General features: G+C 71.7%; 22 protein-coding genes and 2 tRNA genes. 10 read left to right on the top strand and 14 right to left on the bottom strand.

Annotated elements, in window-relative coordinates; translation table 11 throughout:
• The first annotated feature begins 106 nt into the window (after window positions 1-106).
• Entirely contained in the window at window positions 107-355 is a 249-nt protein-coding gene (gene crgA / locus RMN57_RS20200; RefSeq protein ID WP_313764744.1) for a cell division protein CrgA, read from the top strand.
• Between the two features lie 380 nt (window positions 356-735).
• Here crgA and RMN57_RS20195 read toward each other — a convergent pair whose 3' ends face one another.
• Window positions 736-1,641, bottom strand: coding sequence for a rhomboid family intramembrane serine protease (locus RMN57_RS20195; RefSeq protein WP_313764743.1), 906 nt, complete (start codon window positions 1,639-1,641; stop codon window positions 736-738).
• 284 nt (window positions 1,642-1,925) lie between these two features.
• Here RMN57_RS20195 and RMN57_RS20190 point away from each other — a divergent pair, with 284 nt between their 5' ends.
• Window positions 1,926-2,831 (top strand): DUF5324 family protein, encoded by a 906-nt coding sequence (locus RMN57_RS20190; protein WP_313764742.1) that lies wholly within the window; start codon window positions 1,926-1,928, stop codon window positions 2,829-2,831.
• A 92-nt stretch (window positions 2,832-2,923) separates the two neighbouring features.
• On the opposite strand, the gene RMN57_RS20185 is transcribed toward RMN57_RS20190, so the two are convergent.
• From RMN57_RS20185 to dnaA, 13 genes are all read right to left on the bottom strand, one after another.
• Window positions 2,924-2,996 (bottom strand) — tRNA-Ala (locus RMN57_RS20185).
• A gap of 191 nt (window positions 2,997-3,187) precedes the next feature.
• Entirely contained in the window at window positions 3,188-3,316 is a 129-nt protein-coding gene (locus RMN57_RS20180) for a DLW-39 family protein (protein WP_014137031.1), read from the bottom strand.
• A 238-nt stretch (window positions 3,317-3,554) separates the two neighbouring features.
• Window positions 3,555-3,866, bottom strand: a complete 312-nt coding sequence (locus RMN57_RS20175; RefSeq protein WP_313764741.1) for a DUF6191 domain-containing protein — start codon at window positions 3,864-3,866, stop codon at window positions 3,555-3,557.
• A 124-nt stretch (window positions 3,867-3,990) separates the two neighbouring features.
• A tRNA-Ile gene (locus RMN57_RS20170) sits at window positions 3,991-4,067 on the bottom strand.
• A gap of 16 nt (window positions 4,068-4,083) precedes the next feature.
• Window positions 4,084-5,472, bottom strand: a complete 1,389-nt coding sequence (locus RMN57_RS20165) for a cyclopropane-fatty-acyl-phospholipid synthase family protein (protein WP_313764740.1) — start codon at window positions 5,470-5,472, stop codon at window positions 4,084-4,086.
• Between the two features lie 285 nt (window positions 5,473-5,757).
• Window positions 5,758-6,423: a DUF3566 domain-containing protein gene (locus RMN57_RS20160; protein WP_313764739.1), complete on the bottom strand. Its 666-nt coding sequence runs from the start codon at window positions 6,421-6,423 to the stop codon at window positions 5,758-5,760.
• A 225-nt stretch (window positions 6,424-6,648) separates the two neighbouring features.
• Window positions 6,649-9,189, bottom strand: a complete 2,541-nt coding sequence (gyrA, locus tag RMN57_RS20155) for a DNA gyrase subunit A (RefSeq protein WP_313767892.1) — start codon at window positions 9,187-9,189, stop codon at window positions 6,649-6,651.
• Window positions 9,190-9,313: 124 nt separating this feature from the next.
• On the bottom strand, window positions 9,314-11,335 hold the full coding sequence (gyrB, locus tag RMN57_RS20150) for a DNA topoisomerase (ATP-hydrolyzing) subunit B (RefSeq protein ID WP_313764738.1): 2,022 nt from the start codon (window positions 11,333-11,335) through the stop codon (window positions 9,314-9,316).
• 257 nt (window positions 11,336-11,592) lie between these two features.
• Window positions 11,593-12,132, bottom strand: a complete 540-nt coding sequence (locus RMN57_RS20145) for a DciA family protein (protein WP_313764737.1) — start codon at window positions 12,130-12,132, stop codon at window positions 11,593-11,595.
• 153 nt (window positions 12,133-12,285) lie between these two features.
• Complete coding sequence (gene recF / locus RMN57_RS20140; RefSeq protein ID WP_313764736.1) at window positions 12,286-13,419, bottom strand: DNA replication/repair protein RecF; 1,134 nt, start codon at window positions 13,417-13,419, stop codon at window positions 12,286-12,288.
• Between the two features lie 74 nt (window positions 13,420-13,493).
• Window positions 13,494-14,420, bottom strand: coding sequence for a phosphogluconate dehydrogenase (NAD(+)-dependent, decarboxylating) (gene gnd, locus RMN57_RS20135; protein WP_313764735.1), 927 nt, complete (start codon window positions 14,418-14,420; stop codon window positions 13,494-13,496).
• Window positions 14,421-14,524: 104 nt separating this feature from the next.
• Entirely contained in the window at window positions 14,525-15,655 is a 1,131-nt protein-coding gene (gene dnaN, locus RMN57_RS20130) for a DNA polymerase III subunit beta (RefSeq protein WP_313764734.1), read from the bottom strand.
• Between the two features lie 954 nt (window positions 15,656-16,609).
• Window positions 16,610-18,466: a chromosomal replication initiator protein DnaA gene (gene dnaA, locus RMN57_RS20125; protein ID WP_313764733.1), complete on the bottom strand. Its 1,857-nt coding sequence runs from the start codon at window positions 18,464-18,466 to the stop codon at window positions 16,610-16,612.
• Between the two features lie 440 nt (window positions 18,467-18,906).
• Here dnaA and rpmH point away from each other — a divergent pair, with 440 nt between their 5' ends.
• The 8 genes from rpmH (at window position 18,907) to RMN57_RS20085 (ending at window position 25,020) form a co-directional block, all read left to right on the top strand.
• The gene (rpmH, locus tag RMN57_RS20120; RefSeq protein WP_030059672.1) at window positions 18,907-19,044 is read left to right on the top strand and encodes a 50S ribosomal protein L34; all 138 of its coding nucleotides are present in this window, start codon (window positions 18,907-18,909) and stop codon (window positions 19,042-19,044) included.
• Between the two features lie 18 nt (window positions 19,045-19,062).
• Window positions 19,063-19,491, top strand: a complete 429-nt coding sequence (gene rnpA, locus RMN57_RS20115; protein WP_238860479.1) for a ribonuclease P protein component — start codon at window positions 19,063-19,065, stop codon at window positions 19,489-19,491.
• Window positions 19,488-19,859 (top strand): membrane protein insertion efficiency factor YidD, encoded by a 372-nt coding sequence (gene yidD, locus RMN57_RS20110; protein WP_313764732.1) that lies wholly within the window; start codon window positions 19,488-19,490, stop codon window positions 19,857-19,859. Before rnpA ends, yidD begins: the two co-directional genes overlap by 4 nt.
• Window positions 19,856-21,028: a membrane protein insertase YidC gene (gene yidC / locus RMN57_RS20105; RefSeq protein ID WP_313764731.1), complete on the top strand. Its 1,173-nt coding sequence runs from the start codon at window positions 19,856-19,858 to the stop codon at window positions 21,026-21,028. Before yidD ends, yidC begins: the two co-directional genes overlap by 4 nt.
• 84 nt (window positions 21,029-21,112) lie before the next feature.
• Entirely contained in the window at window positions 21,113-21,643 is a 531-nt protein-coding gene (locus RMN57_RS20100) for a R3H domain-containing nucleic acid-binding protein (protein WP_313764730.1), read from the top strand.
• Window positions 21,644-21,822: 179 nt separating this feature from the next.
• Window positions 21,823-22,695, top strand: coding sequence for a 16S rRNA (guanine(527)-N(7))-methyltransferase RsmG (gene rsmG / locus RMN57_RS20095; protein WP_313764729.1), 873 nt, complete (start codon window positions 21,823-21,825; stop codon window positions 22,693-22,695).
• A 217-nt stretch (window positions 22,696-22,912) separates the two neighbouring features.
• A complete protein-coding gene (locus RMN57_RS20090; protein ID WP_313764728.1) occupies window positions 22,913-23,923 on the top strand; it encodes a ParA family protein in 1,011 nt (336 codons plus the stop codon).
• A complete protein-coding gene (locus RMN57_RS20085) occupies window positions 23,920-25,020 on the top strand; it encodes a ParB/RepB/Spo0J family partition protein (RefSeq protein WP_313764727.1) in 1,101 nt (366 codons plus the stop codon). The genes RMN57_RS20090 and RMN57_RS20085 overlap by 4 nt, the downstream gene beginning before the upstream one ends.
• Window position 25,021 lies beyond the last annotated feature (1 nt).

The following is a 25,021-nucleotide window of genomic DNA, read 5'->3' as shown; positions in this document are numbered from 1 at the left end:
TGTGCGGGGGCGGACCCCATAGCGTTCTCCTCGATCACCGCCGCCGGCCGCCTCACCCCCGCTGAACCCTGCGCGGTCTCACAGCGCATCGACAGGAGAGCCCCTCGTGCCGAAGTCTCGACTCCGCAAGAAGTCCGACTACACCCCGCCGACCACGGCCACGGTGAAGATCAGTTCGGGCCGCGGCTGGGTTGCCCCGTTGATGCTGGCCCTGTTCCTGGTCGGCCTGGTGTGGATCGTCACCTACTACGTGACCAGTGGCAGCTGGCCGGTCGAGAGCTGGCACAACTGGAACATCCTGGTCGGCTTCGGCTTCATCGCGGCGGGGTTCGGCGTCTCCACCCAGTGGAAGTGACGCCGGGGCTCCACCCCTGAGCGCATTCCGCCGCCCCGGAGGGTTCTCCTCCGGGGCGGCGTTCCGCCGTGTCCCGGCGCGGCGGCGACCGTGCGGTACGGCCCACGCGTACGGCCCGTCGCGGCGCGGCCGCCCGTTATGTGTGGATATCGTCCGCCGGTTATCCCGCTATCCCGCTTATCCACACGGTTATCCACACTGGGGAAAAGTCGCCGCAGCCTGTGGATAACTTGCGCCCCGGGCGCTTTCCACACCCTCGCGCGCCGTCCCCCGAATGCCGGATACGCACAGCGGGACACGCGTAGAACAGCAGTCCACGGGCGGTTCCCCCGATCGGCTGTGCACAGCACCCCACCCGCTGTGGACAAACGTCCGACGGCTCAGCCGCCGTAGCGGGCCATCCCCACCAGGACCATCAGCAGCACCAGGCTGGCCATCCCCGCGACCGTCAGCGACTGCACCAGCGTCCGGTGCTCCCGGGGGGCGTACATCAGCCCGACCGCGGTCAGCGCCCCGGCGACCAGCCCGCCGATGTGCGCGCGCCAGTCGATGCCGGACAGCGAGAACGTGATGACCAGGTTGAACACCAGCAGCGCGACCACCGGACCGAGCGGCGTCCTGGTCCGCTTGAACATCACCACGGTGGCGCCGAGCAGGCCGAAGAGGGCGCCGGAGGCCCCCAGCGAGTTCATGAAGTCGCCGGCCACCAGGAACGCGAACGCGCTGCCGGCCAGGCCGGAGAGCAGGTAGACGGCCAGGAAGCGGATCCGGCCGAGCGCCGCCTCCAGCGAGGGGCCGATCACCCAGAGCATCACCATGTTGGTGCCGATGTGCCAGAGCTGGACGTGCAGGAAGGTCGCGGTCAGCAGCCGGTACCACTGGTCGGGCCCGGCCGCGACGCCGTACGGGTAGCCGGTGATCTGCGGACCGACGCTGAACAGCGAGAGGTCCTCGGCCAGCCAGGGCTTGAGCACGTAGGCGGCCAGCAGGAAGACCACCAGGTTGATGCCGATCAGGGCCTTGGTGACCAGCGCGCCGTCCGCGGTCAGCTGGCCGCCGAACCGGGTGGTCGCCTTTCGTACCTCGCGGCCGGCGCCCTGGACGCACTCCGGGCAGTGGAAGCCCACCGACGCGCTCACCATGCACTGCGGACAGATCGGCCGGCCGCAGCGGGAGCAGCCGATACCGGTCTCCTGGTCCGGGTGCCGGTAGCAGCGCGCCGCGCCGGACCCGCCCCCGGGCCGCGGGGTGTGGTCCGTCGGCGGCCTGGGCTCGTCCGGGAGCATCAGCGGTTTCCCCTTCTCGCACGGTCTCGCTCGGTCTCGCGCGCCTGCATCGCGATCACGGCGGCGCTCCGCCGAACGGGAGACCACCGGGATCGCCAGCGTACTGCGGCGCGATCGGCGGCGGGGGCGCCCCGACCGGCCGGTTGCCCGCCCCGGAGCGACTCCCCCGCACCACCCGCCGCCCCGCGTACGGCCCACTCCGGAGTGCTGCCGGACAAATCAGGATGCATGATCAGCATTCAGGTGGATATGTGCATATAGGACGCCACCAGGAGGAGAGACTCGTGACCCGTTTGGACACAGCTCGTGAGACGGCCGGCAGGACCCGGGACACCCTCGCGCCCTACGCCGTCACCGCCAAGGAGACCGCGGTGCACTTCGCGGACGGCGCGAAGCAGCGGCTGGGCCCCGCCGTGGACGCCCTGGGCCCGAAGGCCGCCCACGCCGCCCAGAGCGCTCGCGTCCAGTACGCCAAGCACATCGCCCCCCAGCTCGGTCACGCCTTCGCCAGCCTGCCGCCCGACGCCCAGCAGAACGTCCTGAAGACCCTGCACCGCGCCCAGGAGGCCGCACTGGCGGCCAAGCTCAACGCGGCCCGCGCCACCGAGCAGGCCAGGTCCACCGTCGGCCCGCGGATCGCCCAGGCGGTCGACGACGCCCGCTCCGCCGTCGTGCCGGTCGCCCAGGAGGCACAGACCCGCGGCGCCGCCGCGGTGGCCGCCCTGCAGGGCCACGTGACCGCAGCCGAGATCAACGAGCTCGCCGCCCGGAACGCCCGGCGGGAGCACCGCAACGTCTGGGCCACCGGCCTGGCCGTGGCGGGCGCCGTCGCGATCGGCAGCGGCATCGTGATCTGGCAGTGGTGGCGCCACCACAGCAATCCCGAGTGGCTGGTGGAGCCCCCGGCCGACACCTCCGCCCCGTCCCGCCCCACCGGCGCCCACGCCGCGAGCACCGGCGGCGCTCCCGGCGGCACCGGCGGCACCGGTGGGCCAGGCGACGCCGGCGGCTCGGTGAACGGCTCCCCGGCCGGCTCCGCCCCCGAGGCGGCGGGTGAGGAGACCGCGGGCGGCGAGGCCGGTTCCAGGTCGGAGGCCGGCACCGCCGGCCCCAAGCCGGGCCCACCGCCCGGCAAGCCCGCCCCGGGCGACGACCGCCCCAAGCCGCACGACCCGCGCAAGCCGTACTGACCGGGTCCGCCGTCCCGGACCGCACCGGGACGCAGAACGGCGATCGGCCGCTGACCCGGATTCAGGTCAGCGGCCGATCGCCGTTCGAACTGTGGAGCTTAGGAGACTCGAACTCCTGACATCTGCCTTGCAAAGGCAGCGCTCTACCAACTGAGCTAAAGCCCCGCGGCGGCACCACGCGTACCGCCGGGCACTAGCGTACCGGGTTCCGGCCGGATTCCCACGCCCGATCCGGCACCTGCTGCCCGGACCGCGTGCGGGAACCCGGTGGAACCGGTCGCTCGACCGGCCCACCGGGCCCGGGAGACGCCGTGCGGCGCCTCCGAAGATCGTCGATCGTCAGATCGTCCGGGGCCTCAGCGACCGGCCGGGACCGGGTCGGTGGCCTCGGTCCACAGGTCCTGCTCGGCACGGTCCGCCTGGACCTGACGGTAGACAAAGAAGCCGCCGAGGGCGACCAGGGCGACCAGGAGAAGCTTCTTCACCGCGGGACCTCGTCCTTCTTGCGTAGCGGACTCAGCAGCCGTGCTCCGACCGGATTGGCCGGGCCGACGAGTCCATGAATTGTTTCGAGCACAAACGGGCTGCCGGGTGCCAGACTGCCCTTGCGGCCGATGATACACACCGGTGTCCCAATCGTGACCAGCCCACCGCTGCCTCCAACCAAGCCGTCCGGTCGAAGGATTGACGCCGCACCTTCTGTCGTACGGTCGGCCCGGCCGGTCACGGCCCCGAGCGCACCACTACGGCCTTTCCGGCCGCCAGGTCCACCCGCGTCCGTGGCGGGGCGCCCTCGCCCTCCTCGTCGCGCAGCATCAGCGTGCTGCGCCGCTCGTCGAGCTCGTGCTGCTTGCCGGCCGCGAACTGCGCGTGCAGCTGCTCGATGCCGGTCGCCGAGATCTGCCCCTCCCGGCCGGTCCCCCGCCAGGGGACCCGGCGGGACTTCCGCGCCCGCAGCGCCAGCTGGTCGACGAAGGCCACCGCGACCAGCGCGCAGACCAGTCCGGGGATGCTCATCGCCCAGAACACCGCCATCACACCACCGCCTCTCCGCCGGTGCCCCCACCTCCTACAACCCCCGGGAGGTGAGCAGGGTTCCGGCCGCGGGCCCCGGGAACGCCGAAGGGCCCGGAGCGAGATCGCTCCGGGCCCTTCGCGGTGGTGGGCCTAACAGGACTTGAACCTGTGGCCTCTTCCTTATCAGGGAAGCGCTCTAACCGTCTGAGCTATAGGCCCTTGCCGCACTGAAAGATTAGCGGACCGACGGCCGATCTCCAAAATCAGAATCGGCCGGGGCGCCGGCGGGGCCCTGCTGGTGGGGCGCGGTGGCGGAGCGGCGCAGCAGCCACTCCTCCCGGCTGGCCGGCAGCTGGGAGGCGCCGTCGGGGCCGGTGCGGACGGCGAGGATCTGGTTCACGCCGATCCGGTTCTCCTCGAAGGCGAGCGCGGAGGCCGCCATGTAGAGCCGCCAGACCCGGGCCCGGCCGCGGCCGGCCAGCCGGACCGCCTCCGTCCAGTGCGCCTCCAGGTTGGCCACCCACTCGCGCAGGGTCAGCCCGTAGTGCTCGCGCAGCGACTCGACGTCGCGGACCTCGAAGCCGGCCTCCTCCAGCCGGGCCACCGTGGAACCGACCGGGGAGAGCTCGCCGTCCGGGAAGACGTAGCGGTCGATGAACGGGCTGGGGCGGTACGCCTCGCCGGGGTGCTCGGGGCGGCGGGCGATCTGGTGGTTGAGCAGCCGGCCGCCGGGCGCCAGCAGCCGGTAGAGGCCCTCGGCGTAGACCCGGTACTGCTCGGTGCCGACGTGCTCGGCCATCCCGACGCTGGAGATCGCGTCGAACGGGCCGTCCTGGACCTCCCGGTAGTCCTGGAGCCGGATCTCCACCCGGTCGGCCAGCCCGGCCTCCGCGACCCGCCCGCGGGCCAGCGCGACCTGCTCGGCCGAGATCGAGACGCCGACCGCCGTGACGCCGTAGTGCCGGGCCGCGTGTAGCACCAGCGAACCCCAGCCGCAGCCGACGTCCAGCAGGCGCATCCCGGGCCGCAGGCCCAGCTTGCGGCAGATCAGGTCGAGCTTGGCCTCCTGGGCCGCCTCCAGGCTCTTGGCCGCGGGCTCCCAGTAGGCGCAGGAGTACACCATCGACGGGCCCAGGACGAGGCCGTAGAAGTCGTTCCCGACGTCGTAGTGGTGGCTGATGGCCGCGCGGTCGCGGCTGCGGCTGTGCCGCCGCCCCTGGGCCGTCCCGGCCTCCTCGGCCGGCGGGGCCGGATCCGGGCCCAGCGCGCCGGCCCGCAGCAGCGCCTTCAGCGCCTGGCGCCCCCTGGGGCCGAGGACGTCGGCCGGGCGCAGCCGGAGCCGGCGGATCTCCGGGCGCTCGGCGAAGTGCGCGACGGCCGTCAGCACCGCGTACAGGTCGGTGCCGGGGGCGAGTTCGAGGTCCCCGGAGACGTAGGCGCGGGCCAGGCCCAGCTCGCCCGGCTGCCAGAGCAGGCGGCGCAGTGCGCGGCGGTTGCGCAGCACGAGGGTCGGCGCCCCGGGCGGGCCGGCCACGCTGCCGTCCCACACCTGCACCCGCAGCGGCACCGGGACCCCCAGCAGCCCTTCCAGGGCCTCGACCAGTTGCCTTGCGAGCTGAGCCATCGCGCGCCTCCCGTCCAGCCGTACCTGCACCGCCGCACCTGCTCCGGCCCGGGCCGGGGCGGCCCGCGGCAGTCGGAAGCTCGGAACGAGCGCACCCAGCTAATCCCACCGCGGCGGAGGCCGATTCGGGCGGCGCGCCGCGGGGGCCGGCTGTCACCCGAATGCCGACGGGCCCCGCAGGCTGCAACAGCCTGCGGGGCCCGTCCATTCCGTCCGGGGACGGAGAACTGACCAGGGGTCAGCCGCCCGGCGGGGCGACCCGAGCCGGTCGTGCGCCGGCCGGGGTCAGTCCTCCTCGGCCAGGGTCAGCTCGATGCCGCCGGTGAAGCCGGCCGCCGCGTTGTAGATGAACGCCGAGAGCGTGGACAGCGCGGTCAGCAGCACGATGTCGACCACCGCGATCAGCGAGGTGAAGGTCATCACCTTGCCGAAGCCGACGTAGTCCATCAGGTTGATGCCGCTGTTCGGGGCCTCGCCGGCGGTGACCTCCAGGAGGGTCTTGCTCAGCGAGTCGAAGACGCCCAGCGAGTCCAGCGTCATCCACAGCACCGCGGCCGCGACGATGATGATGATCCCGACCGCCACCGACAGCAGGAAGCTGACCTTCATCACCGACCACGGGTCGGCCTTGGTCACCCGCAGCCGGGCCTTGCGGGTCCGGCCGAGGCCGACCCCGCCGGTGCTCGGCGCGGGCCGGCGCGCGGCGCCGCCCGCGACGGGCGTCCCGCCGGGCGGCGTGTTGCCGCTCACCCGGGTGCCGCGGGCCGGCGTCGGCTGGCCCTTCGCGTACGTGGTCGGCTGCGAGAAGCCGCCCGCGCCCGGCGCCGGCGCGTTCGGCGGCGGCGGCGTCGACTGGCCGCCGTAGGTCGCCCCGCCGCCCTGGCCCGCCGCACCGACCGGTGGCATCAGCGAGGTGGACGCGGAGGGGTGTTCGGCCGGGGGCTGCGGCACCCCGTACCCCCCGCCGCCCTGTGCTGCGCCCGGACGGCCGCCGGTGGCTCCTCCCGCAGCACCCGTGGCTCCACTCACCTGGTCCTCCCGCACTTCCCACCAGGGCGGCGGCGCCGCCCTGCGTCGTCACTCGTCATCCAGCGCCCGGCGGGATTGCCCGGAACTGGCCGGCGGCCGGTACCGGCGCGCCGTTACGCGCGACGGTACCGGCCGACGGTGTGGCGGTCAGGCCTGGGCCTCTTCGCCGTCCGCCGTCTCCGTACCCTCGGCCGCGGGGGACTCGGCGACTGCCGCCTCGTCCTCCGCCGACTCCTCGTCCTCGGCCTCCGCCTCGGCGTTGCGGGCCATGCCCACGACCGCGTCGCGCTTCCCGAGGTTGATCAGTTGGACGCCCATGGTGTCACGTCCGGTTTCACGAACCTCGGAAACCCTCGTGCGGATCACCCCACCCGAGAGGGTGATCGCCATGATCTCGTCGCTGTCGTCCACCACCAGGGCGCCGACCAGCGAGCCCCGGCCCTCGACGATCTTCGCCGCCTTGGTGCCGTAGCCGCCGCGTCCCTGGACACGGTACTCGTCCACGCCGGTGCGCTTGGCGTACCCGCCGTCGGTGGCCGTGAAGACGTAGGTGCCGGGCCGGACCACGTTCATCGAGAGCAGTTCGTCGTCCTCGCGGAAGGCCATGCCCTTGACGCCGGAGGTGGCGCGGCCGGTGGGCCGCAGCGCCTCGTCGGTGGCGGTGAACCGGATCGACTGGGCCTTCTTGGAGACCAGCAGCAGGTCGTCCTCGGCGGAGACCAGCTCGGCGCCGATCAGCTCGTCGTCCCGGCCCTCCTCGTCCTGCCGCAGGTTGATCGCGATCAGGCCGCCGGAGCGCGGGGAGTCGTAGTCCTTCAGCGGGGACTTCTTCACCAGGCCGGCCCGGGTGGCGAGGACCAGGTAGGGCTTGTCCTCGTAGGTGCGGATCGCCATCACCTGGGCGATGTGCTCCTCCGGCTGGAAGGCCAGCAGGTTGGCCACGTGCTGGCCGCGGGCGTCGCGCCCGGCGTCCGGCAGCTCGTAGCCCTTGGCGCGGTAGACCCGGCCCTTGTTGGTGAAGAACAGGATCCAGTTGTGGGTCGTCGTCACGAAGAAGTGGTCGACGATGTCGTCCTGCTTCAGCTGGGCCCCGCGCACGCCCTTGCCGCCGCGCTTCTGCGAGCGGTAGAGGTCGGAGCGGGTCCGCTTGACGTAGCCGCCACGGGTGATCGTGACGACGATGTCCTCCTCGGCGATGAGGTCCTCGATGGAGAGGTCGCCGTCGGACGGGATGAGGGTGGAGCGCCGCTCGTCGCCGTACTTCTCGACGATCGCGGTGAGCTCGTCGGCGATGATCCCGCGCTGGCGCTCCGGGGAGACCAGGATCGCGTTGTACTCGTCGATCTTGCGCTGCAGCTCGTCGTGCTCGTCGGTGATCCGCTGGCGCTCCAGGGCGGCCAGGCGGCGCAGCTGCATCTCCAGGATGGCGTTGGCCTGGAGCTCGTCGATCGAGAGCAGGCCCATCAGGCCGGTGCGGGCGGCGTCGGCGCTCTCCGAGGCCCGGATCAGCGCGATGACCTCGTCGATCACGTCCAGGGCGCGGAGCAGCGCGCGCAGGATGTGCGCCCGCTCCTCGGCCTTGCGCAGCCGGAAGGTGGTGCGGCGGACGATGACCTCGACCTGGTGGTTGACCCAGTGCCGGATGAAGGCGTCCAGCGACAGGGTCCGCGGCACGCCGTCGACCAGGGCCAGCATGTTGGCGCCGAAGTTGGTCTGCAGGTCGGTGTGCTTGTAGAGGTTGTTCAGCACGACCTTGGCGACGGCGTCGCGCTTGAGCACGATCACCAGGCGCTGACCGGTGCGCGAGGAGGACTCGTCGCGGACGTCCGCGATGCCGGCGATCCTGCCGTCCTTGACCAGGTCGGCGATCTTCAGCGCGAGGTTGTCCGGGTTGACCTGGTACGGCAGCTCGGTGATCACCAGGCACTGGCGGCCCTGGATCTCCTCGACCTCGACCACCGCGCGCATGGTGATCGAGCCGCGACCGGTGCGGTACGCCTCCTCGATCCCGCGGCGGCCGACGATCAGGGCGCCGGTCGGGAAGTCGGGGCCCTTGATCCGCTCGATCAGGGCCTCCAGCAGCTCCTCGTTGGGGGCGTCCGGGTGCTCCAGCGCCCAGAGCGCGCCGGAGGCGACCTCGCGGAGGTTGTGCGGCGGGATGTTGGTGGCCATGCCGACCGCGATGCCGGTGGCACCGTTGATCAGCAGGTTGGGGATGCGCGCCGGCAGGACGGTGGGCTCCTGCGAGCGGCCGTCGTAGTTGGGCGCGAAGTCGACGGTCTCCTCGTCGATGTCGCGCATCATCTCCATGGCCAGCGGCATCATCTTGCACTCGGTGTAGCGCATGGCCGCGGCCGGGTCGTTGCCCGGGGAGCCGAAGTTGCCGTTGCCGTCCACCAGCGGCATCCGCAGCGACCACGGCTGGGCCAGGCGGACCACGGTGTCGTAGATCGAGGTGTCACCGTGCGGGTGGTAGTTGCCCATGACGTCGCCGACGACGCGGGCGCACTTGTAGTAGCCCTTCTCGGGGCGGTACCCGCCGTCGTACATCGCGTAGAGCACGCGGCGGTGCACCGGCTTGAGGCCGTCGCGCACCTCGGGCAGCGCGCGGCTCACGATCACGCTCATCGCGTAGTCGAGGTACGAGCGCTGCATCTCGGTCTCGAGCTCGATCGGCTCGACCCGCATGGTGACCGCGGCGGCGGCCTCGGGGGTCTCGGGCTGCTCGCCTTCGGGACGGTTGTCGTCGACCACTGGTGGTCAGTTTCCTTTCACGCGGACTGGTACGTGCGGGGCCTGCGGGCAGGCGTCGTCACACGTCCAGGAAGCGGACGTCCTTGGCGTTGCGCTGGATGAAGGAGCGGCGGGCCTCGACGTCCTCGCCCATCAGGACGGAGAACAGGTCGTCGGCGCGGGCGGCGTCCTCCAGGGTGACCTGGAGCAGCAGGCGGTGGGCCTGGTCCATGGTGGTGACCCGGAGCTCCTCGGCGTTCATCTCGCCGAGACCCTTGAACCGCTGGATCGCGTCGTCCTTCGGCAGCCGGCGCCCGGCGGCCACGCCGGCCGCGATCACGGCGTCGCGCTCGCGGTCGGAGTAGACGTACTCGAAGTCGTCCTTGCCCCACTTGATCTTGTACAGCGGCGGCATCGCCAGGTAGACGTACCCGGCCTCGACCAGCGGCCGCATGAAGCGGAACAGCAGGGTGAGCAGCAGGGTGCGGATGTGCTGCCCGTCGACGTCGGCGTCCGCCATCAGAACGATCTTGTGATAGCGGAGCTTGGACTCGTCGTAGTCCTCCTGGATGCCGCAGCCGAAGGCCGAGATCAGCGCCTGGACCTCGGTGTTCTGCAGGACCTTGTCGATCCGGGCCTTCTCGACGTTCAGGATCTTGCCGCGGATCGGCAGGATGGCCTGGGTGCGCGGGTCGCGGCCCTGCTTGGCGGAGCCGCCGGCGGAGTCACCCTCGACGATGAAGATCTCGCACTCGGCCGGGTCCTTGGACTGGCAGTCGCTCAGCTTGCCCGGCAGCGAGGCGGACTCCAGCAGGCCCTTGCGGCGGGTCAGGTCGCGGGCCTTGCGGGCGGCGACGCGCGCGGTGGCGGCCTGGATGGACTTGCGGATGATGTCCGCGGCCTCGTTGGGGTTGCGGTCCAGCCAGTCGTTCAGGTGCTCGTGGACCACCTTCTGGACGAAGGTCTTCGCCTCGGTGTTGCCCAGCTTGTCCTTGGTCTGGCCCTCGAACTGCGGCTCCCCGAGCTTGACCGAGATGATCGCGGTCAGGCCCTCGCGGATGTCCTCGCCGGAGAGGTTGTCGTCCTTCTCGCGGAGCAGCTTCTTGTCCCGCGCGTAGCGGTTGACCAGACCGGTCAGCGCGGCGCGGAAGCCCTCCTCGTGGGTACCGCCGCCGTGCGTGTGGATGGTGTTGGCGAAGCTGTAGACGCTCTCGGTGTAGGAGGAGTTCCACTGCATCGCGATCTCCACCGAGATCGACTTGTCCTTGTCCTCCGCCTCGAAGTCGATGACCGAGGGGTGGATCACCTCGCCCTTGCGGGAGTTGAGGTGGGTGACGAAGTCGGCGATGCCGCCGTCGTACTTGTAGGTGACGGAGAGCGGGTTGCCCTCCTCGTCGGCGTGCTCCGGGCGCTCGTCGGTCAGCGCGATGGTCAGGCCCTTGTTGAGGAACGCCATCTCCTGGAACCGCCGGGAGAGCGTCTCGAAGGAGTAGACCGTGGTCTCGAAGATGTCCGGGTCGGCCCAGAAGGTCACGCTGGTGCCGGTGCGGTCGCTGGCCTCGTTCTTGGCCAGCGACGCGGTCGGCGCGCCCATCTTGTAGTCCTGCGTCCAGCGGTGGCCCTCGGTGTGGATCTCCACCGCGAGCCGGGTGGAGAGCGCGTTCACCACCGAGACGCCGACGCCGTGCAGACCGCCGGAGACCGCGTACCCGCCGCCGCCGAACTTGCCGCCCGCGTGCAGCACGGTGAGCACGACCTCGACGGCCGGCTTCTCCTGCCCGGGGACGATGCCGACCGGGATGCCGCGGCCGTTGTCGACCACCCGCACGCCGCCGTCCGCGAGGATCGTGACGTCGATGGTGTCCGCGTGCCCGGCCATGGCCTCGTCGACGGAGTTGTCCACGACCTCCTGCACCAGGTGGTGCAGGCCACGCTCACCGGTCGAGCCGATGTACATGCCGGGACGCTTGCGGACGGCGTCGAGGCCCTCCAGCACCTGGATGTTGCTGGCGTTGTAGGACTTCTCGCCCTGGTCGGTCTGGTCTGGGGTCTGGCTGGGGTTGCCGGAATCGGCCACGAAGCGCCCTCTCTGGCACAGCACGGGCCGCATCCCCGCCCCGTGTGGGCGGGCGTGCGACCACGGCGTTTCGACTCGGTTGCCACTAGCAACAGTGTTTGGCTCTCAGTCTACCGGTACGACTGACAGAGATGGGCGTTTGGCAGCCCCTGAGGGCAGATATGCCGCCCTGAATCCCCTCTGCACATGTCCCGATACTCGACCCGGGGGCCCAGGGCGCCAGGAAGGGCCGTCAGGGGTTCCGGAAGATCCCGGTCCGCTCGCCGCCCGGCCGGCCCGGCTCAGCCCCAGGTGTCGCCCGGCCCCTTGCTGCCCGGCGCGCGCAGCCGGCCGTAGCCGCGGACCGGCGCGGCCGGGCCCAGCACCTTGATGGTCCGGACCGTGCCGTGCCCCAGCTCGTGGTTCAGACGTGCCACCAACTGCCGCGCCAGCCAGCGGAGTTGTGTGGCCCAGGCGGTGGAGTCGCACTGCACGGTGAGTACCGCGGCGGTCTCGTCGTACGAGGTGGGCGAGCAGTGCGCGGCGATGTCCGGGCCGACGATCTGCGGCCAGCGGCCCATCACCCCGCCGACCGCCGCCGAGGACTCCCAGCCGCGCTCGGTCAGCAGCCGGTTCAGCGCGGCGCCCAGCGGCACCGGGTCGCGGCCGTCCGAACGCGCCCCGCTGCGCAGACCGGTCCGCTTCGCCTCGCGCTTCTCCCGGACCTGCTCACCGCGCTGCCGCGCCTGGGCCCGGGCCGCCCGCAGCGCCGAGCGGGCCAGGTCGGCCCCGGTCGGTTCGGCGACGCCCGACTGCGGGGACTGCTCGGCCGGCTCGCTCACGGCGATCTCCTATCCCCAGGCTGTGGACAACGGTGAGCCGTCCAGCGTACGGGAGCGGACGGTGGGCGGGTGGCCCGGGCGCGACCGGGGCACGGGCGGACCCGGTGTGGAAGAGGTGTGGAAAGAAAGGGGAGGGCCGGACGGCCGGAGCGGTCAGGCGTCGACGCGGCGCACGGCGCCGTCGGACACCGCGTAGCGGGCGCCGGCCAGCGCCTTCGGCACGTCCTCCGCGACCGCGGCGGTGACCAGCACCTGCTCGCCGCCGGCCACCAGCTCGGCCAGCCGGTCCCGCCGGGTGGCGTCCAGCTCGGCGAAGACGTCGTCGAGGATCAGCACCGGCTCGCCGCCGTCGGCGCGCAGCAGCTCGTACGAGGCCAGCCGCAGCGCCAGCGCGTACGACCAGGACTCGCCGTGGCTGGCGTAGCCCTTGGCGGGCAGCGGGCCGAGCCTGAGCACCAGCTCGTCGCGGTGCGGGCCGACCAGGGTCAGACCGCGCTCGACCTCCTGCCGGCGGACCGTCCGGAGGGCCTGGAGCAGCTGTTCCTCGGCCTGCTCGCGGCTGGTCGGCAGCTCGCCCTCGAAGGAGCTGCGGTACTCCAGCACGGTCTCCCCGCCGCCGGGGGCAAGCTGCCCGTAGGCGGCCGCCACCAGCGGCTGGAGGGCGGACACCAGCTGGATCCGGAAGGCGGTGAGCTCGGCGCCGGCGCGGGCCAGGTGGCCGTCCCAGACCTCCAGGGTGGAGAGGTCGGCGCCCTTGCCGCCGCCGGACCGGCGGGCCATCGCGGCGGTCTTCAACAGGGCGTTGCGCTGCTTGAGCACCCGCTCGTAGTCCTGCCGGACCCCGGCCAGCCGGGGGGCGCGTGCGGTCAGCAGCTCGTCCAGGAAGCGCCGCCGCTCCCCCGGGTCGCCCTTGACCAGGGCGAGGTCCTCCGGGGCGAAGAGCACGGTGCGCAGCAGGCCCAGCACGTCGCGCGGGCGGACGTTGTCCGAGCGGTTGATCCGGGCGCGGTTGGCCTTGCCGGGGGTGATCTCCAGCTCGACCAGGGTGGTCCGGGTGCCGGCCACCACCGAGGTGCGGATCACCGCCCGCTCGGCGCCGAGGCGGATCAGCGGCGCGTCGGTGGCCACCCGGTGGCTGCCCAGGGTGGCGACGTAGCCGATCGCCTCGACCAGGTTGGTCTTGCCCTGGCCGTTGGGACCGACGAAGGCCGTCACACCCGGGTCGAGGGGCACCTCGACCCCGGTGTACGACCGGAAGTCGGCGAGCGACAGGTGCGCGACGTGCATGGCTGTGGACTGCGCTCGCCTTCTGTGACGGTGCCCGCCGGGGGACGGTCCCCGTCCCCCGGCCGGTCGTGGACTTACTTCGACTCGACCGCGTGGCCGCCGAACTGGTTGCGCAGCGCGGCGATCATCTTCATCTGCGGCGAGTCCTCCTGGCGGGAGGCGAAGCGGGCGAAGAGCGAGGCCGTGATGGCCGGCAGCGGGACGGCGTGGTCGATCGCGGCCTCGACGGTCCAGCGGCCCTCGCCCGAGTCGGCGGCCCAGCCCTTGAGCTTGGCCAGGTGCTCGTCGTCGTCCAGGGCGCGGACGGCGAGGTCCAGCAGCCAGGAGCGGATGACGGTGCCCTCCTGCCAGCTGCGGAAGACCTCGCGCACGTCGGTCACCTCGGGGGCGGCCTCCAGCAGCTCCCAGCCCTCGGCGAAGGCCTGCATCATGGCGTACTCGATGCCATTGTGGACCATCTTGGCGAAGTGGCCGGCACCGACGGCGCCCGCGTGCACCGAGCCGAAGTCGCCCTCGGGCTTGAGCGCGTCGAAGACCGGCTTCACCAGGGCGACGTGCTCGGCGTTGCCGCCGTACATCAGCGCGTAGCCGTTCTCCAGGCCCCAGACGCCGCCGGAGACGCCGCAGTCGACGAAGCCGATGCCCTTGGCGGCCAGCGCCTCGGCGTGCTTGACGTCGTCGGTCCAGCGGGAGTTGCCGCCGTCGACCACCACGTCGCCGGGGGAGAGCAGCTCGGCCAGCTCGTCCACGGTCGCCTGGGTGGCGGCGCCGGCCGGAACCATGACCCAGACCACGCGCGGGCCCTGCAGCTTGGTGACCAGCTCCTGCAGGCTCTCGACGTCGGAGATGTCGGGATTGCGGTCGTAGCCGATGACGGTGTGGCCGGCGCGGCGGATCCGCTCGCGCATGTTGCCGCCCATCTTGCCGAGACCGATGAGGCCGAGCTCCATGACCAAGTCCTTACTTTGGTGACGTGCCTGCCGGCGGCGCCGTTGCCGCACAGCCTGAGCCTACGCGCTGAAGTACGAGGGCCTCCCCCGGTCGGAGCCCGACCGGGGGAGGCCGTCCACAGGCTGTGCACAGCCTGTGGGTAACGCGGAGGAGGTCAGCCGGAGAGGCGGACCGGCATGATCAGGTACTGGTAGGCCTCGTCCGCCTCGCTGTCCACCGCGGCCTTGCCGCTCAGCAGGGCCGGCTTGGTCGGCGTGGTGAAGCTCAGCTGGGCGTAGGCGGAGTCGATGGCCTTGAGGCCCTCCTCCAGGTAGCCCGGGTTGAAGGCGATCGAGATGTCGTCGCCTTCGAGGTCGGCGTCGATCCGCTCGGTCGCCTGGGCGTCGTCGCCCGAGCCGGCCTCCAGCGTCAGCACGCCCTGCTCGAAGTTGAGCCGGACCGGGGTGTTGCGCTCGGCGACCAGCGAGACGCGCTTCAGCGCCTCCAGGAAGGGCTGGGTCTGGATCGCCGCGACCGCGCTGAACTCGGTCGGGAAGAGGCTGCGGAACTTGGGGAACTCGCCCTCCAGCAGCCGGGTGGTGGTGCGGCGGCCGGCGCCCTCGAAGCCGATCAGGCCCTCGCCCGCGCCGCCCGAGGAGAGCGCGATCGAGACGTTGTCGCCGCTGCCGAGGGACTTGGCGATGTCCTGCAGGGTCTTGGCGGGCACCAGGGCGACCGCGGAGATGTCCTGCTGCTCGGGCTTCCACAGCAGCTCGCGGACGGCGAAGCGGTAGCGGTCGGTGGCGGCCAGGGTGATCCGGTCACCCTCGATCTCGACCCGCACACCGGTGAGCACCGGGAGGGTGTCGTCGCGGCCCGCGGCCACGGCGGCCTGGCTGACCGCGGAGGCGAAGACGTCGCCGGGGACGGTGCCGGTCGCGGTGGGCATCTGGGGCAGGGCCGGGTACTCGTCCACCGGGAGGGTGGGGAGGGTGAACCGGGAGCTGCCGCAGACCACGCTGACCCGCTGGCCGTCGGTGGAGATCTCCACAGGCCTGTTGGGAAGGTTGCGCGAGATGTCGTTGAGCAGCCGGCCGGAGACCAGCACGGTGCCGGCCTCCTCGATGTCGGCCTCCAGCTCGACCCGGGCCGAGACCTCGTAGTCGAAGCCGGACAGCGCCAGGCTGCCGTCCTGCGCCGTCAGCAGCAGGCCGGCCAGCACCGGCACCGGCGGCCGTGCCGGGAGGCTGCGGGCAGCCCAGGCCACCGCCTCCGCGAGGACGTCACGCTCCACCCGGAACTTCACCGGTAACCGCCTCCTGGATCGAGCGCTCCCGCTCGCACGTCTGGTTCTTCTGGTCTTGATCGTCGCTGCGGCTGTCCGTCGAGCTCTGCCGCTCCGCTTCCAGTCGCCGAGGACAGTCTGACGTACTCCACCGACAGACGGGGCAGACGGGCGGAAGCAACCCGAACGGATGTCGGGTCACGGTTGTCCACAGATTTCGCCCCCAGCCGCTTTTGAACGAGGCGATGGGTCTATAGGTGTAGTGGTAGTAGTAGGGCCTGTGGAAACCGTGGATAACCCCGTTTCCGCAGGTCAGACCCCGTTTTTTGTCCACAGTGGGTGTGGACGGCGGCTGTGGACGGACAGGGCCCGCTGTGGACAGCGGAGCGTTACCCACAGCCCACCGTGGGTATCCACAGGTTTTCCCCAGCGCTGTCCCCAGATCCTGGCACGGTTATCCACGGGGGCCGGTCAACATTTCGTGACGCCTTTCACACCAGGGCATGAACGCCGCCCCAAGGTTGTCGAACTGTGGACGCTCCTGTGGACAACCTGGGGATAACCCGGTCGGCCCTGGGGACAACCGGTGGACAACCCGAACGGCCCACTGACGGGACGCCAATTGTCCACACCCTGTGGATAACCGTTGTGCACAAGTCCACAGGCACCTGACCTGCGCGGAAGAGCGTAGCGGCGGGCGGCCTGTGGAGGAATTCTGGATAACTGCGGACTCCCCGGCCTGTGGACGGTGGAGAAGTGGCTCCGGCTGTGGACAACGGCCCACTGCGCCGATCGGGTTCGAATACCCGGTCAGATGTTCGGCGCGACCTGTGGACTGGCGGAGCGTCCGTCGTCGAGAACCCTGCCCAGCGAATCGCCGACCCACACCTGTGGATATGCGGAAAGGGCGTCAGGATCGCTCCTGACGCCCTTTCCGGGGCCTTGTGCGGGGTCCGTGCGGGCCGCGGGCCGGACCTAACTCTTGATGCGGTTGGTCAGCTCGGTGACCTGGTTGTAGATCGAGCGCCGCTCGGCCATCAGCGAGCGGATCTTGCGGTCCGCGTGCATCACCGTGGTGTGGTCGCGGCCGCCGAACTGCGCGCCGATCTTCGGCAGCGAGAGGTCGGTGAGCTCGCGGCAGAGGTACATGGCGATCTGGCGGGCCGTCACCAGGACCCGGCTGCGCGAGGAGCCGCAGAGGTCGTCCACGCCCAGCCCGAAGTACGCGGCGGTCTGCTGCATGATGACCTGCGCGGTGATCTCCGGGCCGGCGTCCTCGTCCCCGCCCGGGATCAGGTCCTTGAGGACGATGCCGGCCAGCTCCAGGTCCACCGGCGCCCGGTTGAGGTTGGCGAAGGCGGTGACCCGGATCAGGGCGCCCTCCAGCTCCCGGATGTTGCGGGTGATCCGGGACGCGATGAACTCCAACACGTCCGCCGGCGCGTTCAGTTGCTCCTGGATCGCCTTCTTGCGCAGGATCGCGATCCGGGTCTCCAGCTCCGGCGGGGTGACGTCGGTGATCAGCCCCCACTCGAAGCGGTTGCGCAGCCGGTCCTCCAGCGTGGTCAGCAGCTTGGGCGGCCGGTCGGACGAGAGGACGATCTGCTTGTTGGCGTTGTGCAGGGTGTTGAAGGTGTGGAAGAACTCCTCCTGCGTGGACTCCTTGCTCGCCAGGAACTGCACGTCGTCCACGAGCAGGATGTCCATGTCCCGGTAGCGCTTGCGGAAGGTGTCCGCCTTGCCGTCCCGGATCGAGTTGATGAACTCGTTGGTGAACTCCTCCGAGGACACGTAGCGCACCCGGGTCCCCGGGAAGAGGCTGCGCGAGTAGTGCCCGATGGCGTGCAGCAGGTGGGTCTTGCCCAGCCCGGACTCGCCGTAGATGAAGAGCGGGTTGTACGCCTTGGCCGGGGCCTCGGCGACCGCCACCGCCGCGGCGTGCGCGAAGCGGTTGCTCGCGCCGATCACGAAGGTGTCGAAGAGGTACTTGGGGTTGAGCCGGGCGGCCGGCTCGTCCTTGCGCGAGCCGCCGGCCGGGGGAGCACCGGGCGGGGCGGGCACACCGGGCACCGCGGGCCGGTCGGTGGCGCGCTCGGCCGGCGCCTTCTCCGCGGCGCGGCCGGCCGACGGGCGGGCGCCGGGGGTGCGGCGGCCGGAGCCGGTACGCGGGTGCTCACCGGGGCCGGGGCCGTAGGCGCCGCCGAAGAGGTCGCCCTGGGTGGTCGCGGGCGGTCCGGGGACCGGCCGGTGCGGGCGCGGGGCGGGCTCGGGCTCGCCGTAGCCGTCGTGGTCCTCCCAGGACGGCTGCGGGGCCGGACCGCCGTAGGGCGCCGGCTGGCCCGAGCCGTACGGGGGCGCCGGGTGCTCACCGTAGCCACCGGGGCTGCCGTACGGCTCCTGCTCGTACTCGGGGTAGTCGGGCTCGGAGTAGTCGGACTGGTAAGACCGCCCGTACCCCTGGTGACCCTGGTGGCCGGGGGCGCCGTACTCGGGGCCGCCCTCGGAGCGCGGGTAGGGCTCGACGGCCGGCGGCTCGGCGGGTGCCGGGGCGGGGGTGGTGGGCGCGGCGTTGGCGTCGACCATCACGGCGATCCGGACCGGACGGCTGAGCTCGCGGCTGAGCGCCTCGGTCAGCTGCGGCAGCAGCCGGCCCTCCAGCACCTGCTTGGCCCGCTCGTTGGGGGTGGCCAGCAGGGCGGTGTCGTGCATCATCCACATCGGCTGGGTGCGCTGCACCCACTGCTTGTCCATCTCCCCGATGTCCGGGTCGCTGACCAGCCGCTCGACGACCCTCGCCCAGACCGGGACGAGGTCGCTGTTGACATCAGCCACTGGTGCACGCTTTCTCGGTTCCCCGCGGCTCCAGCAGGGGTGGTGGATCAGGAGACTGTGGATCGGGGGCCGTCTACGCAGAACAAACCAGACAAGTCCTGCAACGGTAGTCAGCGAACTGGGCCGGATCAAGTCGTTGTCCACAGGCTGTGGGCGACGGGCGGATCCGGTGGGTACGAGCCGCCGCGCACAGACGGCTGGTTTGACCCTCGTGCCCCGTCCCGCGTACCGTATCGAGGTCGAGTTGTCGATGGCCGCTGCCGCATGTCCGCGGGTCCACCCGCTCCATAAGGCGCGCAGCACGGGCGCCGTGGATTGCCTCAGACCCCAGCCGAACTGGGGCGATGGGCCGGATTTCCGTAACAGGGGAGATCACGCGGACGCACGGTGACGGCCAAGCGACTCCCCGTCATCCTACGATTCACCTCAGGAGCCCCCGAGTGAGCAAGCGCACCTTCCAGCCGAACAACCGTCGCCGCGCGAAGACCCACGGCTTCCGGCTGCGTATGCGTACCCGCGCCGGCCGCGCCATCCTGGCCGCCCGCCGTGGCAAGGGCCGCGCCAGCCTGTCCGCCTGATCCGCGCCAGAGTCTGTTGTGCTGCCCTCCGAGAATCGGCTGCGGCGGCGCCAGGACTTCGCGACCGCGGTGAAACGCGGTCGCCGGGCCGGCCGGCCCCTGTTGGTCGTCCATCTCAGCAGAGACGGTGACCCCGGGGCGCAGGCCGACCGGACGAGCGACTCCCGCCCGCACGTCGCCGAGGGGACTCCTTCGGCGCGTGCGGGTTTCGTCGTGAGCAAGGCCGTCGGTCCGGCGGTCGTCCGCAACCTGGTCAAACGCCGACTGCGCCACCTCGTACGTGATCGCCTGTCCAGGCTGCCCGCCGGTAGCCTGATAGTGGTGCGTGCGCTGCCCCAGGCCGCGTCCGCCTCGTACCAGGACCTGGAACGCGACCTGGACGCGGCGCTGAAGCGATTGCTGAAGGCGGAGCCCGCCGCTGCGGCGCCGACGGGAGCAGGGCGATGAAGTACCTGCTGATGGGTCTGATCAGGGTGTACCAGTGGACCATCAGCCCACTGCTCGGTCCGGTGTGCCGCTACTACCCCTCCTGCTCGCACTACGGCTACGAAGCCGTGAGGGTGCACGGGGCGGTCAAGGGCGGCGGCCTGACCGCCTGGCGCATCCTGCGCTGCAATCCGTGGACGCCGGGCGGGGTCGATCACGTCCCGCCGCGCAAGCACCCGGTGTGGCACCGCCGACTGCGCGACCTGCTGAACAGCAGGTCCGCGGTCGATCAGCCGGTGACCACGCCCCCCGCCGGTCCGGACCCCGAGGGCCCGGCGACCATTGGTCCCGTGGGGCCGATCCCAATGTCCAAGGAGCCTGACCGGTGACCTTCTCCTTCCTGAATCCCCTGTACACAGCGGTGTCCTGGATCATCGTCCAGTTCCACTCGCTGTACAGCCACGTCTTCGACCCGAACGGTGGCTGGGCCTGGGGTCTGGCCATCGCCTCGATGGTGGTCGTCATCCGGATCTGCCTGATCCCGCTCTTCGTGAAGCAGATCAAGGCGACCCGGGCCATGCAGGCGATCCAGCCGAAGATGAAGGCCATCCAGGAGCGCTACAAGAACGACAAGCAGCGCCAGTCCGAAGAGATGATGAAGCTGTACAAGGAGGCGGGTACCAACCCGTTCTCCAGCTGCCTTCCCATCCTCGTCCAGGCGCCGTTCTTCACCGCCCTCTACGGCGTGCTCGCCAAGGTCGCCGACGGCAAGCCGATCGGTGTCATCGACGGCGCCACGCTGGACAGCGCCCAGCAGGCCCACATCTTCGGTGCGCCGCTCTCCGCGACCTTCGTGGGCAGCTCCGAGGTCAGCGTCAAGATCGTCGTCGCCGTGATGATCGTCCTGATGTCGCTGTCGCAGTTCATCACGCAGCGCCAGCTGATGACCAAGAACGTGGACCTCACGGTCAAGACGCCGTTCATGCAGCAGCAGAAGATGCTGATGTACGTCTTCCCGATCATGTTCGCCGTGATGGGCATCAACTTCCCCGTTGGTGTGCTGGTCTACTGGCTGACCACCAACGTCTGGTCGATGGGCCAGCAGCTGATCGTCATCCGCAACAACCCGACTCCGGGCAGCAAGGCCTGGGACGAGCGCCAGGCGCGGCTGAAGAAGGCCGGCCGGCTCAACCCGGACGGCACCGTGATCAAGGGCGCCCTCTGGGGCCTGCTGCCCCCGAAGAAGTCGGCCCCCGCGTCGGCCGAGGCCGTCGTCGAGGACGCGGTGCACGTGCGCCGCCAGCAGCCGCGCAAGCAGACCAAGTCGCAGCGCCAGCACAGCGGCGGTCCGACCGCGAGCCTGACCAAGGACGCCCCGGCCGAGTCGGCCCAGGCCGTTCCGGCCGACTCCGGCCAGGCCGTCCCGGCCGAGTCCGGCAGCAGCAAGCCCGCCGCCGCCCGACCCGCCGGCGGTAAGCCGGCCCCGGCCCGGCAGAGCGGTCGGCAGCAGCCCCGGCGCGGCGGCCAGGGCGGCCAGCGGCCGAAGAAGAAGTCCTGACCCGACCGGACCCGGACCGTCCCGGCGGCCCACGAACCTCGTTCCCGGCCCACCACCCGGGCCCATCCCCGAAGGAGTCCATCAGTGACGGAAGGCACCACCTCCGCCGTCGAGGTCGAGGCCGCTGCCAGCGCCGACGAGGGCCTCATCGCCCGTCTGGAGCAGGAAGGCGACATCGCGGCGGACTACCTGGAGGGTCTGCTCGACATCGCCGACCTCGACGGTGACATCGACATGGACGTCGAGGGCGACCGCGCCCTGGTCTCCATCGTCAGCGACGGCAACGACCGCTCGCTGCAGCGCCTGGTCGGCCAGGACGGCGAGGTGCTGGAGGCGCTGCAGGAGCTGACCCGGTTGGCTGTCCACCGGGAGACCGGCGAGCGCAGCCGCCTCATGCTGGACATTGCCGGCTTCCGGGCCCGCAAGCGTTCGGAGCTGGCCACGCTCGGCGCCCAGGCGGCCGAGCAGGCGAAGAGCACGGGGGAGCAGGTCAAGCTGCGGCCGATGACGCCGTTCGAGCGCAAGGTCGTCCACGACGCGGTGGCCGCGGCCGGTCTGCGCAGCGAGTCGGAGGGCGAAGAGCCCCAGCGGTGCGTGGTCGTGCTGCCGGTCTGAGCCCGGAGTCGACGACGGCCGCCCCGGCGGTCGGCGGTCTTCAAGAGGACGCGACCCCGTCCGCTTCGTGCGGGCGGGGTCGCCGTCCCTCCGCCGGGTGTCACGGCCCGGCGGGGAGATGTTTCACGTGAAACGGTGTGAAGAGCGGGTCGGTGGATCCGGGGAGCGGAGAGGTCGAGATGGACACGGAGAGCGCGGCTGCCGGTGAGCCGGTGACGGGCGTCGGCGGTTCGGCCGCTGAGGGCCCGGCCGGTTCCGCCCAGGCGGACCAGGCCGGCGAGGGCCAGGTCGCCGACGGCGCGGCGGCCGCGGAGCTGACCGAGGCCCCGCCGGTGGCACGGGAGGTCTTCGGCGACCGCTTCGACGCCGCGGTCCGCTACACCGAGCTGCTGGCCACGGCCGGCGTCCGGCGCGGGCTGATCGGCCCGCGCGAGGTGCCGCGGCTCTGGGACCGCCACGTGCTGAACTGCGCGGTGCTGGCCGAGCTGCTGCCGCCCGGTTCCACCCTGTGCGACGTCGGTTCGGGGGCCGGGCTGCCCGGCATCCCGGTCGCGCTGGCCCGCCCGGACGTCTCGGTGACGCTGCTGGAGCCGCTGCTGCGCCGGACCACCTTCCTGGAGGAGGTCGTCCGCGAGCTGGGGCTGGAGAACGTCACCGTGCTGCGCGGCCGGGCCGAGGAGATGGTCGGCAAGCTGGCCGTGGACGTGGTGACGGCCCGCGCCGTGGCTCCGCTGGAGCGGCTGGCCGGCTGGGGTCTGCCGCTGCTGCGTCCGCACGGCCAGATGCTGGCGCTCAAGGGCGACAGCGCCGAGCAGGAGCTGGCGGAGTCGCGGGCCGGGCTGGCCAAGCTCGGCGCGGTCGAGTGGTCGGTCATCTCGGTCGGCGAGGGCACCCTGGAGACCTCGACCCGGGTGGTCCAGGTCAAGGCCGGGGAGAGCCCCGGCGGGGTGAAGGCCGCCACCCGGCGGGCCAAGGCGGCCCGGGCCGGGCGCACCGCCGGTGCCGCCCGGGGCGCCGAGCGCGGTCGGGGCGGGCGGCGCCGCGGCCGCTGACGCGGGTGACGCTCGACACGGGCGGGTGGTCCTCCGGACCGCCCGCCCGTTGGTCGTTTCGGGGGACAACCCGGCAATCGGAGTGTCGCACCGTCAGAAATCCGACATTGCGGGCATGGTGTTTCACGTGAAACGTCGCTCCCTGCTTTCCGGAATCCTCTCTCGCAGCCGGGCGGCGACTGTTGCCGCTCCGGTTTCACGTGAAACACTGAGCCCCATGCAGGACTCGGAGACCATCGACCAGATCGATGACACGCCCATCGCGCGTGCTGCCCAGGCTGCGGTCCAGGCGATCGGCCGGGCGGGCGAGGGGCTGCCCCGGCCCGCCGCGACCAGGGTGATCGTCGTCGCCAACCAGAAGGGCGGGGTGGGCAAGACCACCACCACCGTCAACCTGGCCGCCTCGCTCGCCATGCACGGACTGCGCGTCCTGGTGATCGACCTCGACCCGCAGGGCAACGCCTCCACGGCGCTGGGCATCGACCACCACGCCGAGGTGCCGTCGATCTACGACGTCCTGGTGGAGGGCAAGCCGCTGGCCGACGTGGTGCAGCCGGTGGTGGACGTCGAGGGGCTCTTCTGCTGCCCCGCCACCATCGACCTGGCCGGCGCGGAGATCGAGCTGGTCTCGCTGGTGGCCCGGGAGAGCCGGCTCCAGCGCGCCATCGCCGCCTACGAGCAGCCGCTGGACTACATCCTGATCGACTGCCCGCCCTCCCTCGGCCTGCTGACGGTCAACGCCCTGGTGGCCGGCCAGGAGGTGCTGATCCCGATCCAGTGCGAGTACTACGCGCTGGAGGGGCTCGGTCAGCTGCTGCGCAACGTCGAGCTGGTCCGGGCGCACCTCAACCCCGGGCTGCACGTCTCCACCATCCTGCTCACCATGTACGACGCGCGCACCCGGCTGGCCGCCCAGGTCGCCGAGGAGGTCCGGACGCACTTCCAGCAGGAGGTGCTGCACACCGCGATCCCGCGCTCGGTCCGCATCTCTGAGGCGCCGAGCTACGGGCAGACGGTGTTGACCTACGATCCGGGTTCGACCGGTGCGCTCTCCTACCTGGAGGCCGCCCGGGAGCTGGCGATGCGCGCGGCGGGCGTCGCCGGGGCCGCCGGCTCGCTGGTGGGCCAGCAGCGCGACGGCCAGCAGAACGGCCGGCCGCAGGGCGTCGGCGAGACGGGGCACGGCGCCCCGATGGCACAGCACGGTACGACGGAGGGCAATCGGTGAGTGGTCGCAGGGGTCTCGGACGTGGGCTCGGGGCGCTGATCCCGGCCGCCACACCGGCGGCCGGCGGGGCGGCGCAGCCCGCGACCGCCACGCCCGCGCCGGGCTCGACGGTGCCCGTGGTGACGGTGTCGCCGACCGCGGTGCCGGTGCTGCCGACCGGGCGGGGCACGGTGGCCGCCAAGGTCGCCGCGGAGAGCCTGCGGGGGCAGGCCGACCGGGCGGCCGAGTCCGCCGGGTCGGAGCTCGCCCCGGTGGACGGCGCGCGCTTCGCGGAGCTGCCGCTGGACGCGATCACGCCCAACCCGTGCCAGCCCCGCGTGGTCTTCGACGAGGACAAGCTGGCCGAGCTGGTCGCCTCGATCAAGGAGGTGGGCCTGCTCCAGCCGGTGGTGGTGCGGCAGGTCTCGCCCGAGCGCTTCGAGCTCATCATGGGCGAGCGGCGCTGGCGGGCCTCCCGGGAGGCCGGTCTGGAGCGGATCCCGGCGATCGTCCGGGCCACCGAGGACGACAAGCTGCTGCTGGACGCCCTGCTGGAGAACCTGCACCGGGCGGAGCTGAACCCGCTGGAAGAGGCCGCCGCCTACGACCAGCTGCTGCGGGACTTCTCCTGCACCCATGACGAGCTGGCGGACCGGATCGGCCGCTCGCGCTCGCACGTCTCGAACACGCTGCGGCTGCTGAAGCTGTCGCCGGCCGTGCAGCGGAGGGTCGCCGCCGGGGTGCTGACCGCGGGCCACGCCCGGGCGCTGCTCGGGGTGCCGGACGGCGAGCGGCAGGACCAGCTGGCCCGGCGGATCATCGCCGAGGGCCTCTCGGTGCGGACCACCGAGGAGATCGTCGCGGTGATGGACCGCGAGGAGAAGCCGGCGCGGGCGGCCGGGCCGAAGGCGGGCAAGCTGCTCTCCCCGGCCTTCAACGACCTGGCGAGCCGGCTCTCCGACCGCTTCGACACCCGGGTCAAGGTCGAGGTCTCGCAGCGCGGCGGCAAGCTGGGCAAGGGCAAGGTCGTGCTGGAGTTCGGCTCAGTGGAGGACCTCAACCGGATCCTGGACAGTCTGGCCCCCGGCGAGGACGGGCTCCGGCTGTCGCAGGGCTGAT

The organism is Kitasatospora sp. CM 4170 (assembly GCF_032110285.1).
Classification (GTDB): Bacteria; Actinomycetota; Actinomycetes; order Streptomycetales; family Streptomycetaceae; genus Kitasatospora; species Kitasatospora aburaviensis.
The sequence above is the reverse complement of the archived record's forward strand: the minus strand, read 5'-3'. Positions and strand labels throughout refer to the sequence as shown.